This is a genomic window from Massilia sp. CCM 8734 (assembly GCF_011682155.1).
GTDB classification, from domain to species: domain Bacteria; phylum Pseudomonadota; class Gammaproteobacteria; order Burkholderiales; family Burkholderiaceae_D; genus Telluria_A; species Telluria_A rubra.
Map to the genome: position 1 here is coordinate 42,639 of NZ_WHJI01000032.1, position 14,518 is coordinate 57,156.

Below are 14,518 nucleotides of genomic sequence, written 5' to 3' on the forward strand. Positions count from 1 at the left end.
CTTATTTGCCTGCCATTTTTTTGTCGACGCTGGTCTGCGTGGCCGGATGGTAGCGCGCGCGCGCCTTTTTGTAGACCGACTCCGCAAAGACCTTGTCGGCCGGCTTGGCGCGCAGTGCTGCGTACAGCGGCACCACGAACTTCTGGCGGCCCACGCTCATGAGGAAAGCGTCCAGCGGCATGCGCACGTCGGCATAACCGGCGTTGATCGACGCGCGGAAGAAGCGGAAAGCTACTTCATTATTGGTGCTCTTGGCGAGGTGGAAAGCCTGGTCGAGTTCCTTGAGCTGCGCGGCGGTGGCCTTGTTGTCGATATCGTTCAGGAACTTCATCCACTCGGTGGAATTCCATTTTTTGGTATCGAGCCTGGCGGTTGGCGTGGCGCCCGACAGCCAGCTGGCGCGGGTGGCATCGAGTGCGGCCAGGCGGGTCGAGACCACGCGCTTTGCGCTGGCCGGAATGCCGGCTCCGTGCAGCCACTCTTCCAGTTCGGCGTCGGTCAGCAGCTTGGGATTTTTCGCCAGCAGGTTCTTGCGCAGGTAAGCCACGAACTGCTCGGTGGTCACGCTCTGGAACGCATGCTGGTCGAACCAGCCGCGCAGGAAGGGATCGAACACCGCGCGGCCGGCGCGCTGCTCCAGGGTGCGCAGGAACCACGCGCCTTTCGGGTAGGCCAGGCCTTCATCGGTGTAGTTGGCCGACGAGGTGTCCGGGTCCTTGGTCAGCAAGGCCTGCTTGGCGGTCGGGATGGTGGCCAGCGAGGCGATGGCTTCTTCCTGCTCGAGCTGCAGGTTCATGTCCGCCACTTCGGGGCCGTACAAGGATTCGAGGATGCGGGTGGTGACGTAGGTGGTGAAGCCTTCGTTGAGCCACCAGTGCTTCCACGACGCGTTGGTGACCAGGTTGCCCGACCAGCTGTGCGCCAGTTCATGCGCGATCAGGTCGACCAGGCTGCGGTCGCCCGTGATCATGGTCGGCGTGAGGAAGGTCAGGCGCGGGTTTTCCATGCCGCCGATCGGGAACGACGGCGGCAGCACCAGCATGTCGTAACGCCCCCAGCGATAAGGGCCATACAACGATTCGGCGGCGGCGACCATTTTTTCGGTATCGACGAATTCATAGGCGGCCGCGCCGATGCGTTTTGGCTCGGCGTAGACGCCGGTACGCGAACCAAGTGCGCGCACGTCGATTTCGCCGATGCCGATGGCCAGCAGGTAGGACGGAATCGGCTGCGGCATCTTGAAGTCCCAGCCGCCCTTGCCGGTGGCATTGAGATCGTTATCGGCGCTCATGACCACGCGCAGGTCCTTGGGCGCTTCGATGTGGGCGCTGTAGGTAAAACGCACGGCCGGGGTATCCTGCAGCGGCACCCAGGAGCGCGCCTCGATCGTCTGGGACTGGCTGAACATGAATGGGCGCTTGCCCGACATGGTCTGCACCGGCGCCAGCCACTGCAACGCGGTGGCGGTCGGCGAGGTGCGGTAATAGATGCGCACTTTTTGAGGCTGCGCGGGCAGCGCGGCCAGGTCGATGCGCATGGCCTGGCCTTTTTCGGCATCAAGCTTGTCGAGCGTGTGGCGCACGGTGACCCACTTGCCGTCGGAGTCGAGCGCCTGGACCTTGGAGATGGTCAGCGCGCGCGTATCGAGATCGAGGATGCGCGCCGACTTATCAACCCAGGTCAGGGTCAGTTCGGCGTGGCCGGACAGCGTCTTCTTCGCGAAATCGGCCTTCAGGTCCATGTGCAGGGCACTGGTTTTCACCTGGTCGTAGCGCGCGTAGCTCAGGGGATCGAGGGCGTACGCGTGGGCGCTAAGTTGGCAGAACACGGCGCAGGCGGTGGCGCGCAGGAGGGTCGATGTCTTCATGGTTTTTCCGGGTCGGTGGCATGTGGATTGGCGCAGGCAGAATATCACTTCCGCAGGCCGCGCGAAAGCGCGCAGGCGCGTATTGACGGGCGCCGTGGTGCGCGCAGCCACACAGGTGGCTCTGTTATGATCCGCGCTTCCCCTTAGGATCACACTGTATGGACGCCTTCCTTGTATCAACGGGCATCGTCGCCCTCGCCGAAATTGGCGACAAGACGCAGCTGCTGGCATTTCTGCTGGCGGCCAAATTCCGGCGGCCGGTGCCGATCGTGCTGGGAATTTTGGTGGCGACGCTGGCCAACCATGCGTTTGCGGCGGCGGTGGGGGCGTGGGTCAGCACCCTGCTCGGACCGAATGTGATGCGCTGGGTGCTGGGCGTATCGTTCCTGGCGATGGCCGCGTGGACCCTGGTGCCAGACAAGCTCGATGACGACGAACAGCCGGGATTGGGGCGCTACGGCGTATTCCTGACGACCCTGATCGCATTTTTCCTGGCCGAGATGGGCGACAAGACCCAGATTGCCACGGTAGCGCTGGCGGCGCGCTACGAATCGATGGTGGCGGTGGTGGCCGGCACCACGTTCGGCATGATGCTGGCGAATGTGCCGGCGGTGTATTTCGGCGAGCGGATTGCCAACAAAGTACCGTTAAAACTGGTGCACGGCATCGCCGCCGCCATTTTCGCGGCCCTTGGCATCGCCACTCTCCTGGGCGCCGGCGCCCGCTTCGGCTTCTGAATTCCTACCAAATTCCCACTCCAACTCCTACAACCGGGGTCAGAGCTTTTTATCGAAACATTGCAAACTCTAAACTTGCAAAACCGTGCAAAACTGGGGACCGACTACGGTTGTGCACATAGATGGTGATTTTTTTAACCGGCACTGCCCGCCGGCGACGTTTTGTTGCATAACCGGAATTCATCCCCGGTTATGCAACAAAAAAGTTGCAAGTTAAAGCTCTGACCCCGGTTGAGGGGTTATTGCTTTTGGTTATTGGGTTGTGAGGGTGACGTCGTCGATCAGGAAGCTTGTGGGAATCATCGAGCCTTCCACGCCTTCGAAGTAGATCCGCACCGTTTGCCCTTTGTAGGCGCTCAGGTCGAACGTCTTTTGCACGTAACTCGTTCCCTTGTTCAGGTTGGAGTACGTCGCCAGGGTCGCCAGCACGGCGTTGCCGCCGCTTCTCACTTGTACCTTCAGCTTGTCGTAGGAACTGGTCGTCGTCGTTTCGCTCGAGACCACCTTCAGCCAGAAGCCCAGCGTCGCCCTCGTCACCGTCGATCGAATCGCGACCTGCTGGTACACGGTATCGGTGTTGGCGACGCCCTCGCCGTTCAGCGCAGCCTTCCAGCTGCCGCCGTGCGCCGCCGGCCCGCCCGAGGTGATCACGCCGCTCGGCGCCACCCACCCGCTCACGCCCGATTCGAATCCACTATTGGTCAGCAGTTGCTGCTGCGCCGTGCCGCCATTGCTGACGCTGAAACCAAGCGGCGCCGACACTGCGCTGTTGAGCGCGACGTCATACGCCTTGGCCGTCAACTGGTGACTGCCGTTGCTCAGGGTCGCCGAGTCGAGGCTGAGCACGTACGGGGCCGTGGTGTCCGTTCCTTTCAGTACATTGTCAACATAGAACTCAACCCGGCTGATGCCGCCCGCATCACTCGCCGTCGCCGCCAGGGAAATGGTGCCGCTGGTGCCGCTCTGGCTCGCGCTGACCGTCGGCGCGGTGGTGTCGCCGCCACCGCCCGCTGTCTGCGTGACCCAGATCGGGGCCGACCACAAGATCTTGCCGTCGTCCTGAGTCACTTTGGCGTAGTAAAAGTGCTCGCCGAGCGCTGGGGTGATGGTGGTGTCGGCCATGCTGGCCAGCTGGCTGACCGTACCCCTGCGCCCCGGCACGCCTTCGACGATCGATACCGTCGACGCCACTCTGCCGCTGCTGCTGGCGAAGTTGGCGATCAGCTTGAGCGGGCCGCTGTTGGTGAAGCGCTCGCCCATGACCTTGCCGTTGGCGGTGAGCACCAGTTGCGAGGTCTTGTCCATGGTGGCGAACACGCGCCGCGCCTTCAGCGCCTCGATAAAGCTCGCTTGCGTCAGTGGTGTGCCGTTGGGAATCAACACGCCGGTGCGGTTGGTGTACGAGGCGCCCCAGTTGGCGCAGTGATTATCCTGATTGGTGGAAAAGGCGATGTGAAAGCCCGCCTCGAGCGCCTTGTTGCAGGCGCCTTCGAAGCTGCTGCGCCCGGTTTCGGCCTCGCTGGTGTTGGTCGAGAACGCCGAGGTATTGAGCACTTCGCACAGCGCCATGGCTTGGTCGCCGTCGGCGCTGTAGCCGAGCGGCACGCCGCCGACCAGGAATTGCCCGCTCGACGAGGGATGGTTGAACTGCCCCACCCAGCCGCGCTGGCGCATCAGGCTGTACAGGCCGCTGTAATCGCCCTTGGGCGTGAGCGTGTCGCCGATCAGCTGGCCGCTGCTGTTGAGCTCCCACTGCAACAGTTCCGGGGTATTGAAGATGTTCAGGTGCCCGCCATTGTTGATCACGCCCCATTCGATGCCGTACACGCCCAGGAAGTCGGGATTGGCGGCATTGAAATCGGCCGCGGCGCTCAAGCCGGACTTGAACAGGGCCTTGGCCGTGGCCGGGCTGGCGGAACTATTGGTGCCGTCGGAGCCGTCGAACATGTGGTTGTGCTCGGACGTGGCGAGGATATCGAGCCCCTTGTTGCGGGCGTAGGCGAAGGCATCGGCCGGACCGAAGGGAGCGCTTTGCGGCGCTTGCGAGCCGCTGCAGCTGCCGAGGGCGCCGCCGCCGTCGCTGTGATTGGTCTGGCTGTGCAGGTTGGCAAAATAGATGGTGTACGGCAGCGAACCCGGCGCTGGCGTGGCCACTTGCACGGACGACAGCTCGCCCGCCTTGCCGTTCACCTTGTTGGTGGGCAAAGCGCGGAAGGCCGGCATGGCGGGCTGGGCGGTCTTGCCGATCGCCAGGTCCCAACGTTGTTCCACCATCTCATCGGCGCCGGCCGCCAGCAAGCGCTCCACGGACTCAGGCGACTGGTCCGGCGCGCGGCCGCGCTCGGCGGCATCGTTGGAAACGGCTTGCATGCGCACCTGGTAGACCCCGTCCGGCAGGCCGGCCCGCCCCGCCCAGCGTACCTTGACATCGACCGGCTTCTGGAACATGCGCTGCACGCCATGCCATTGCTGGACCACCTGGCCCGATGGGCTGAGCAGCTCGAGCTTCCAGCTCACCTCTTGCAGGCGCTCGACGTGCGGATAGTCGAAGGCGAGCGTGAAGGTACGCGCCGCGCTGGCGGCCGCGTACGGCACATGCAAGGTGGCTTCGAATTCCTGATGGTCGGCTTCGGACGCCATGACGGCGTGGCTGGCGGACAGCGCCAGGGCGATGGCGAGCGGGCGGAACAGCTTGAACGTGGTGAGGTGGCGCATGGGAATCCCGTTAACATGAATAGGTACAGACAACTGAATTCTCGCAACTATGCATGACCTTACCGTGACAAAGTATTTACATTTAGAAGTCTGTTTTGGATGGAAAGGAGATTTCGTTAGGTGAAGCAACACGTGACTTGCCGACAGTCAACGCGGTGGAGGCGGACTTAGCAGGGAGAGAGGGACTTGTTGCCGTAGGGCAGCGCGATGCGCCTGTGGAAAACTAAATATACCGTTTGTTGCGCGAAACATGAAAATGTCCAGATTGGGACACTTTGTTGCGCATGCCGGGCGGTGGCGCTGACCAGCATGACGGCACAAACACGCGCCAAATGCAAAACCGCCGTCATTTTCAGTGGCAGGAAACGATCCTGCCACTGAAAATGACGGCGGTTTGTTAAGCGGTGGCTTAGCCTGGGCGGCGCACCCGCAGTTCGACCGTGTGCGGCCGGCCGTCATCGACCATCCGGATCACGTTTTCTTCCTGCGCCACACCGTCGACCGACATCGCATCCGTGTCGCCGGCCTGCACCGAAATCGCGTACACCGTCTCGCGATAGCGGTACTGCAGCTTGAAGCCCGGCCAGTCGGCCGGCAGATGCGGCGTCATGGTCAGCTTGTCGCCGGCCAGGCTCACGCCCAGCAGCGACTCGACGATCAGGCGATACATCCATCCCGACGAACCGGTGTACCAGCTCCACCCGCCACGGCCGATGTGCGGCGAGACCGCATACACGTCCGCCGCCACCACGTACGGCTCGACCTTGTACAGGGCCGCGCTTTCGGGCGTGCTGCCATGCTGCACCGGATTGATCATGCGCAGCAGCTCCCAGGCGCGCTCGGTGTCGCCCATCTTGGCGAACGCCATCGCGGTCCAGATCGCGGCGTGCGTGTACTGCCCGCCGTTTTCGCGCACACCCGGCACGTAGCCGCGGATGTAGCCGGGATTGAGCACGCCGTCGTCGAACGGCGGATCGAGCAGCTGCACCAGGCCGTAGTCGCGCCGCACCAGGCGCTCGTCGACCGCCTTCATGGCCGACGCCGTGCGCTGCGGATTGGCCGCGCCCGAAATCACACCCCAGCTCTGCGAAATCGAATCGATCTGGCATTCGTCGTTGGTGTGCGATCCGAGCGGCGTGCCGTCGTCGAAGTAGGCGCGGCGGTACCACTGGCCGTCCCACGCATGCGCTTCCACATTGGCCGCCAGGGTGGCCGCCTCGGTTTTGCAGGTGTCGGCAAAGGCATGGTCGCCGTACACCACCGCCACTTCCGAGAAGCGCTGCAGCACTTCGTACAGGAAGAACGCCAGCCACACGCTCTCGCCCTTGCCTTCGTTGCCGACGCGGTCCATGCCGTCGTTCCAGTCGCAGGTGCCGATCAGCGGCAAGCCATGTTCGCCGAAGCGCAGGCCGCGTTTGATCGCGCGCACGCAGTGCTCGTACAGGTCGCCGGTCTGGCTCGAACGCCCCGGCATGTCGTAATAGGACTCTTCTTCCTGCTTGAGCATGCGCCCTTCGAGGAACGGCGCCGGTTCGGTCAGCACGCTGCGGTCGCCCGTGCCGATGACGTAACGGTGCGCCGCCAGCGGCAGCCACAGATAGTCATCCGAACAATGCGTACGCACGCCGCGGTCCGATGGCGGATGCCACCAGTGCTGCACGTCGCCTTCCACGAACTGGTGGGCCGCACACATGAGCAGGTGCTCGCGCAGCAGGTGCGGTTCGGTGTGGATCATCGACATCGCATCTTGCAGCTGGTCGCGGAAGCCGAAAGCGCCGCCGGACTGGTAGTAGCCGCTGCGCGCCCACAGGCGGCAGGCGATGGTCTGGTACATCAGCCAGCCGTTGGCGATCACGTCGAGCGATGGATCGGGCGTTTGCACCTGGATCGCGCCGAGCGTGTGGTCCCAGTGCTTGCGCACCATCGCCAGCGAGGCCGCAGCGGCGGCGCTGCCGCTGTATTTCTGCACCAGGCCACTGGCGTCCGCATTGCGGCGGCCGCCGACACCGAGCATGAACACCAGTTCGCGTTCCTGGCCTGGCTGCAGTTCCACCATCACCTGCAGCGCGGCGCACGGATCGAGCGCGGCGCCGATCTTGCCGGACAGGCGCGCGCGCGCCATCGCCGCCGGACTGGCCAGCGTGCGGTTGCGGCCGATGAATTCGTTGCGGTCGGCGGTAAAGGTTTTCTGCTGCGCGTCGACGTGGAAGAATCCCACGCGCCCCGTGAACTCGGTGTTGTAGGCGTTGCGCGCAAAGATCGCGCCACTCATCGGGTCCTGCTCGGTGGTGACGTGCATCGCCGACTTGGCGCGCAGGTCGCCCAGCACCCACTCCACGTAGCCGGTGGCCGACAGGCGGCGCGCCACGGTGCTGTCGTTGCGGATCTTGATGACCGAATACTTGATCGAGGCGTCGAGCGCGACGAACGTGGACAGTTCGGTGTGAATGCCCTCTTCGCTGTGCTCGAAGACGCTGTAGCCGAAGCCGTGGCGGGTAATGTACTCACCGGCTGCGCGCACCGGCAAGGCGGTGGGCGACCAGAAACGGCCGGTCTGCTCGTCGCGGATATAGAACGACTCGCCGCTGCGGTCCGACACAGGGTCGTTTTCCCACGGCGTGAGGCGGAACTCGTGCGCGTTTTCGCTCCAGGTGTAGGCCTGGCCGCTTTCCGACACAACGCTGCCGAAGTTCGGGTTGGCCAGCACGTTGGCCCACGGCGCCGGCGTGCGGTTCTGCGCATCGGTGCGGATCACGTATTCGGTACCGTCGGCGCTGAAGCCTCCCAGCCCGTTGTGCAGGATCAGCTCGCGTGCGGCCGCAGGTATATTCGCCCGTGGCTCGTATTGCTCGCCGCGCGATTCGACCACCAGCAACGGCAGTTTCGACAGCACCGGCGTGGCGCGCTTGACCTGGTCGGCCAGGGTGCCGCTGCTGTCGGAAATGATGACGCGCGCCACCGACTGCATCAGCACCCGGTCTTCCTGCGCGATCTGGTCGAGCAGGCGCACGAAGATGCCACCCGGGCGGTCGATCGCTTGCGCGTCGATGCCGGAGGCGATCAGGCCCATGATCTGGTCGTGCAGCAGTTGGCGGTAACCCGACTGGTCTTCGTACCAGATGACCAGGTCGACCACCAGCCCCTTGAGGCGCCAGTACGCGTGCGCCTGCACCATCTGGCGCGCCAGGTCGATGTGGGCCGGGTCCTTGATTTGCATCAGCACGATCGGCAGGTCGCCCGAAATGGCGTAGGCCCACAGGCCGGACTGGCCGCGCTGGTTGCGGATCAGGATGCCGGCGTCGGCGCGCAGCGAGGCGTTCGGATAAATCACCGTGCTGGCCAGGCGGCTGTAGAGCTGCGCGTCCGCTTCGGTGGCGTTCAATTGACGCAGCACGACCTGGCTGTGGGTCCATGCCAGTTCGAACACGCGGTCGGCCAGATGGCGGTCCTGGTATTTGTCGATCAGGTGCACCGCTTGCTCGCGCGTGTCGGTCATGCCCGTCACCACGTCGAGCACGACCACCTGGTCGGGTTCCAGCGTGACCTTGTAGCGGATCGCCACCACCGGATCGAGCACCGATCCTTCGCCGCCGCCCAGCGGCTGGGGTTCGAGCATGGCGCGCGGGGCCACCGTGCTGTTGGCGCGGCCGAGGAATTCGCTGCGGCTCGTTTCGAACGAGACGTCCAGCAGCGCGCCGTCATGCACCGTCATCAGGTTCAGCATCCACGGCATCTGCTCGTCCTTGGCGCGCGGACGGCGGGTGCACAGGATGGCATTCTCGTTGCGCAGGATTTCGGTCTGCACGAACAGTTTGCTGAACGCCGGGTGGGCGTTGTCGGCGGCGGCCGGCGCCATGACCACTTCGGCGTAGCTGGTGAACTCGATGGTGCGCCGCATGTTCGACTTGTTGGTAATGCGGGTACGCCGCATTTCGATGTCGTCTTCCGGCGAGACCACGATTTCGGTGTACAGGTCGAGCCCACGGTCATGGCGGCGGAATTCGGCGCGCCCTTCCGAGAAGATGACTTCATACGATTTCGGCTCGACCAGGGTTGGCTGGAAGGCAGTCGACCAGAATTGGCCGCTCTCGACATCGCGCACGTAGCAGAAGTTACCCCAGTTGTCGGAGGTGCCATCTTCGCGCCAGCGCGTCACGGCCAGGTCTTTCCAGCGGCTGTAGCTGCCGCCGGCGCTGGTGACCATCACATGGTAGCGGCCATTCGAGAGCAGCTGCACTTCCGGCTGCACCGTGGTGGTCTGGGTGATGATGCGGGTCGCGGAGGTCGACACTTCCTGCGCCGGGGCGCGCATGGCGGCCAGTTCGGCGGTGTTGGAATAGAAGGCGCCGGCGCGCGGCACCCTTTCCTGCAGTACCAGCAAGGTGGCCTGGAACAGCGGGTCGGACTCGAAGCGGCGCTGCATCGGACGGTCGTGCAGCAGATAGCTCATGGCGAGGAAGCCCATGCCCTGGTGGTGCGCCATGAAGGAGCGGATCACGGCGAAGGTCTGGCCGCGCGGCAGGCGCGCAGCGGTGTAGTCGATCGCTTCGTAAAAACCATACTTGCCCATGAAGCCCAGGTCGGCCATGCGCTGCAGGTTCTCGACGGCGGCGTCGGGATGGACCATCAGGCCCATCATGGTCGCATACGGCGCCACCACCAGGTCGTCCGCCAGGCCGCGCTTGAGGCCCGTGCCCGGCACGCCGAAGGCGCGGTACTGGTAATTGAGGCTGGCGTCGACGGTGTTGTAGCCGGATTCGGAAATCCCCCACGGCACGTCGCGCTGTTTGCCGTACTCGATCTGCGCGTTGACGACCGAACGGTAGGTCTGGTCGAGCAAGGTGTTCTGGTAGGTCGGCATGACCAGCAGCGGCATCAGGTACTCGAACATCGAGCCGCTCCACGACAACAGCAGTTGCTCGTTGCCGATGATGCACAGCTGGCGGCCCAGCGCGAACCAGTGCTCTTGCGGGAACTGGCCCTGCGCGATGCCGACGAAACTGCACAGGCGTACTTCGGACGCCAGCAAGTCGTAACAGGCCGCATCCAGGCGACGGTCGGACACGTTGTAGCCGATCGCCAGCAGGTTGGTGGTGCTGTTGTACATGAAGCGGAAGTCCATGTTCGCGAACTCGCGCGCTTCAAACGCCATGCGGTTGATATCTTCGATGCGCTGGGCGGCGCGGGTGCTGCCCTGGGCGACCAGGTCGGTCAGGGTTTGCTGGCGTTCGCGCTCGCTCGGGGCCAGGTCGGTGCTGGCGCTGCCGGTGAGGGCGAAGTTGGCCAGCTCGCGCAGGGTCGGAATGCGGGTCAGGCTGGTGTCGACCACGTATTCCTGGGCCGAACGCATCCACGGCGCCAGTTGCAGCAGTTCGTCGCGCGCGCTGTGGCACTGATCGGCGAGCTTGTCGGCCCAGCCTTGCAGGTTCGGCTCGCCCACCGGATGCATGGCGGCCAGGATGGCGTCGGCGCAGCCCGACAGGCGCGCCAGTTCGGCGGCCATGCCGGGCAGGCTTTCGGTTTCGCGTACCCGGTCGGCAGACAGGTGGCTGCGCATGGCGTCGATCGCCGCCTTGACGGCCGGCCCGGCATCAAGCGCGTACTCCTGCACTACGTTCAGGGTGATGGAGATGCCGTCCAAGGTTTGCTTGCCCACGATCGGCTGGTCGGCCAACTGGGTCAGGCCCGGCGCCAGCGTGAGCAGGTGGCCGGCCAGGTTGCCGCTGTCGACCGCCGACACGTACATCGGGTGCAGGGGATTCAAGGTCAGCGTGTCGTACCAGTTATAGAAGTGCCCCTGATGGCGTTCCATGCGCGCCATGGTGTTGAGCGTGTCGCGGGTGCGCTTGAGCAGGCGCCCGGTGGTGATGAAACCGAAGTCCCACGCGGTCAGGTTGGCCAGCAGCGCCATGCCGATATTGGTCGGCGAGGTGCGGTGCGCAACCACCTTGACCGGGTGCTCCTGCATATTGTCGGGCGCGAGCCAGTTGTCTTCCGCCGTGACGAAGGTCTCGAAGAAGCTCCAGGTTTTGCGCGCCAGCGTTTCGAGGAACATGGTTTGCGGCGACGACAGGGCGGTGGCGGCGCGTTCTTGCGGAAGGCTGATCCACCAGGCCACCACCGGCGCGAAGAACCACAGCAGCAACACGGGAGCGGCGACCGGCAGCGCGGCGCGATGGAAGTAGCCGAGCAAAAGCGCGGTGGCCACGGCCAGCAGCGGCGAAATCCACATGCTCTTCCAGTTGCTCTCCATGTCGGTGCTGGAGCGGTTCAGGCTCGATGGACGCCATTCCAGCAGGCGCCGGTGCGTGACCAGCATGCGCCACGAGGCGCGCACGATGGCGTCCAGGCTGAAGTGCGCTTCGTACGGCAGGAAGGCCAGTTGCAGCGCCGAGTGGCCGAACATCAGGCGCGCGCTCTTGGAGGCGGTGGCCAGATGCTGTTCCCACAGCACGTCGTGCGGTTTTTCGATGATGTCGAACATGGTGGAAAAGAAGGTCGGCAAAAAGATCACCGACAGCACGCCCAGGGTCCAGAACAAGGGCGTTGGCATCAAGGCCCAGCTGAAGATCAGCAAGGCGGTGAGGGTGGTGGCGATCAGGCTGCGGCGCAGGTTGTCGAACAGCTTCCAGCGCGACAGCGCGCTCAAAGGATTCGGTTCGCGCTTGCCGTTCGCGCCGGGCACGCGCGGCATCAGCCAGCCGGCCAGTTGCCAGTCGCCGCGAATCCAGCGGTGGCGCCGGCTCACGTCGTCGCTGTAGCGCGCCGGGTATTCTTCGTACAGTTGGGCGTCGCTCAGCAAACCGGCGCGCAAGTAGCAGCCTTCCAGCAGGTCGTGGCTGAGAATCTGGTTGTCGGGCAGGCGGTGGCCGAGCACCGTTTCGAAGGTGTCGACCTCGTAGATGCCCTTGCCGACGAAAGAGCCTTCGTAGAACACGTCCTGGTACACGTCGGAGACGGTGCGGGTGTACGGGTCGATGCCCGGTTCGCCGCCGCACAGGTGCTCGTAGCGCGAGGCGGTGTCGCCCGGCAGCGACGCCGCCACGCGCGGCTGCAGGATGCCGTAGCCTTCGACCACGCGGCGGCCGGCCTTGTCGAGGGTCGGACGGTTCAGCGGGTGCGCCATGGTGGCGATGAACTGGCGCGCGGCGTCGCGCGGCAGCTGGGTGTCGGTATCGAGCGTGATCACGTAGCGCACGTGCGCCAGGCCGTCGGCGGAACCGGCGACCATGGAGAACTGGTCGCGCGCGCCGCCACGCAAGAACGCGTTGAGCGCGGCCAGCTTGCCGCGCTTGCGCTCGAAGCCGATCCAGGCGTTTTCGCTGGCGCTCCACATGCGCGGACGGTGCAGCAGAAGAAAGGGCTGCAGGTGGCAGCGCGACATGGTCGGCTCGCCGTCGGGCCCGAGGATTTCCTCGTCGACGTCGCAGCCGTATTTGTCATTGAGTTCGGCGATGGTGGCGCGCGCCTGTTCGACCAGTTCCTCGTCGCCCGGCATGTGTTGCTTGGGCGCGTCGACGAAATCGGTCAGCAGGCAAAAGCGCAGGTTCGGATCGCGGTTGGCCAGGTAACGCACTTCCAGCGCTTCGCACAGCGAGGCGACGTTGTCGCGGCTGTACAGCAAGGTCGGCACCACCACCATCGAGCGCGCGTCGCTTGGAATGCCTTCTTTGAAGTCCATGCGCGGAAGCGGGTGCGGGCGCGTGAGCTGGGTGGCCATGAAGTTGACCAGCGCCAGCGCCAGCTGGCTCGATCCCAGCAGGGCCAGCACGCCCAGCACGGCCAGCATCCAGTCGTCGGCGCCGTCGGCGCGCGCGTGGATGATGGCGGTGCCGGTAAACAGCAGGGTAAGCACGACGATGCCGCCCAAATAGGTCGACAGCGGCGAGGCGCGTCCGCTCTTGTTCAACGCTTCGAGCGGCGGATTGCGTATGGCCAGGCGCTGTTCGAGTTGTTGCTGGCCGCTGCCGATCAGGTAGTAGCCGATGTGGCGGGTGCGTTCATCGAGCCCGCCGGCGGTCGGCGAGCGGTTCGCCAGCGCCAGTTCGACTGCGATTTCGGCCACCTGCACTTCGGTGAAGTCGCTGCGCTTGGCCAGCTTTTCGACGACGTGGCGGTAGTTGTCGCGCGTGGCGAACTCCATCTTGCCGTAGGTGCCGGCCGGGTCCAGGCGCAAGGTCTGTTCGACCGCGCTCATGGTCTCGACGAACTCCTGCCAGTCCATGGTGCCCAGGAAGCGCAGGCTGCCGATGCTGTTGCTGATCGAAACCTGGTCGGCCGCTTGCTGGCCGATTTCGGCCTGGATCTGCTGTTCGATGGTAAGACCCGCGTCGGCCAGGCGCGTGGTCACCCACTGCAGCGCCAGGGTCAATGCGGGGCTCTGGCCCTGCAGGCGGCGCGCCAGTTCGGCGACAAAGCCGCTGTTCATCGGCTGGCCGGACCGGGCCATGTCGGCCACCAGCAAAATCAGGTCGCTCGGGTTTTTTTCGGCCGTCTCGGCCATCTGGTCAGCCCAGTCGTTGGCGCGGTCGCGCTGGGCGCGGTTGTCGTACACGCGCGCGGCCACGCGGCGCAGGTTCTCGATCAGCGCCAGGCGCAGCATGATCGGAATGGCCCACAGTTCGCCGAGTTTGAGGGTCGCAACTTCCTGGTAGGCGTCCACAAAACGCGACAGGCTCTCGGGATCGACCCGGCCATCGCCGTGCGAGATGATCTCGAGCGCGATCTGGTACACGCGCGGGTTGCCGTCCGCCTCTTCATTGGACAGGCGCGGCAACTCCTTGGAATAGTCTTTCGGCAGGTGGCGCCGGGCGATGCGGATCTGCTCTTCGACCAGGTAGAAGTTATCGAGCAGCCATTCGGAGGCCGGCGTAATCTGTCGCCCCGCCTTGATGGCGGCGGTCAGCTCCGAGCAGGTGTCGGTGATGATCGCGGCGTTTTCGGTCAGTCGCGGCAGCAGGCGGTCGGGGCCGCCGCGCTCGCTGAGCTGGTGAGTCGTGGCCAGATGCTTGCCGTGCATCGCCATTTGTGCGGCACTGAACAGTTCCGAGCGCAGGGGAAATTCATCGCCGGCAAGGCGTTCGCCGTCGTGGACATTGCGCCAGGCATACAGGGTGTCGGCTAATTTGGTGTTTTCTTGGTTCAACAGAGACCTCGCGTGGGCATGAGTAGCCAACACGCTGTGGAACAGCGAGTTGCG

4 protein-coding genes are annotated in these 14,518 nt (G+C 64.6%); 1 reads left to right on the top strand and 3 read right to left on the bottom strand.

The genetic code is table 11. From position 1 onward, the window contains the following. Nucleotide 1: 1 nt before the first annotated feature. Nucleotides 2-1,867 carry a M1 family metallopeptidase gene (locus tag F2P46_RS24850; RefSeq protein ID WP_166895252.1) on the bottom strand — a complete coding sequence of 622 codons (1,866 nt, stop codon included), beginning with the start codon at nt 1,865-1,867 and terminating at the stop codon, nt 2-4. Between the two features lie 158 nt (nt 1,868-2,025). On the opposite strand from F2P46_RS24850, the gene F2P46_RS24855 reads away from it, so the two are divergent. Further along, a complete protein-coding gene (locus tag F2P46_RS24855; RefSeq protein ID WP_166895255.1) occupies nt 2,026-2,604 on the top strand; it encodes a TMEM165/GDT1 family protein in 579 nt (192 codons plus the stop codon). A gap of 252 nt (nt 2,605-2,856) precedes the next feature. Here F2P46_RS24855 and F2P46_RS24860 read toward each other — a convergent pair whose 3' ends face one another. Both F2P46_RS24860 and F2P46_RS24865 read right to left on the bottom strand, forming a co-directional pair. Continuing rightward, nucleotides 2,857-5,319: a CehA/McbA family metallohydrolase gene (locus F2P46_RS24860; protein ID WP_166895257.1), complete on the bottom strand. Its 2,463-nt coding sequence runs from the start codon at nt 5,317-5,319 to the stop codon at nt 2,857-2,859. A gap of 409 nt (nt 5,320-5,728) precedes the next feature. Continuing rightward, nucleotides 5,729-14,464 (bottom strand): glucoamylase family protein, encoded by an 8,736-nt coding sequence (locus F2P46_RS24865; protein WP_368737955.1) that lies wholly within the window; start codon nt 14,462-14,464, stop codon nt 5,729-5,731. Nucleotides 14,465-14,518 lie beyond the last annotated feature (54 nt).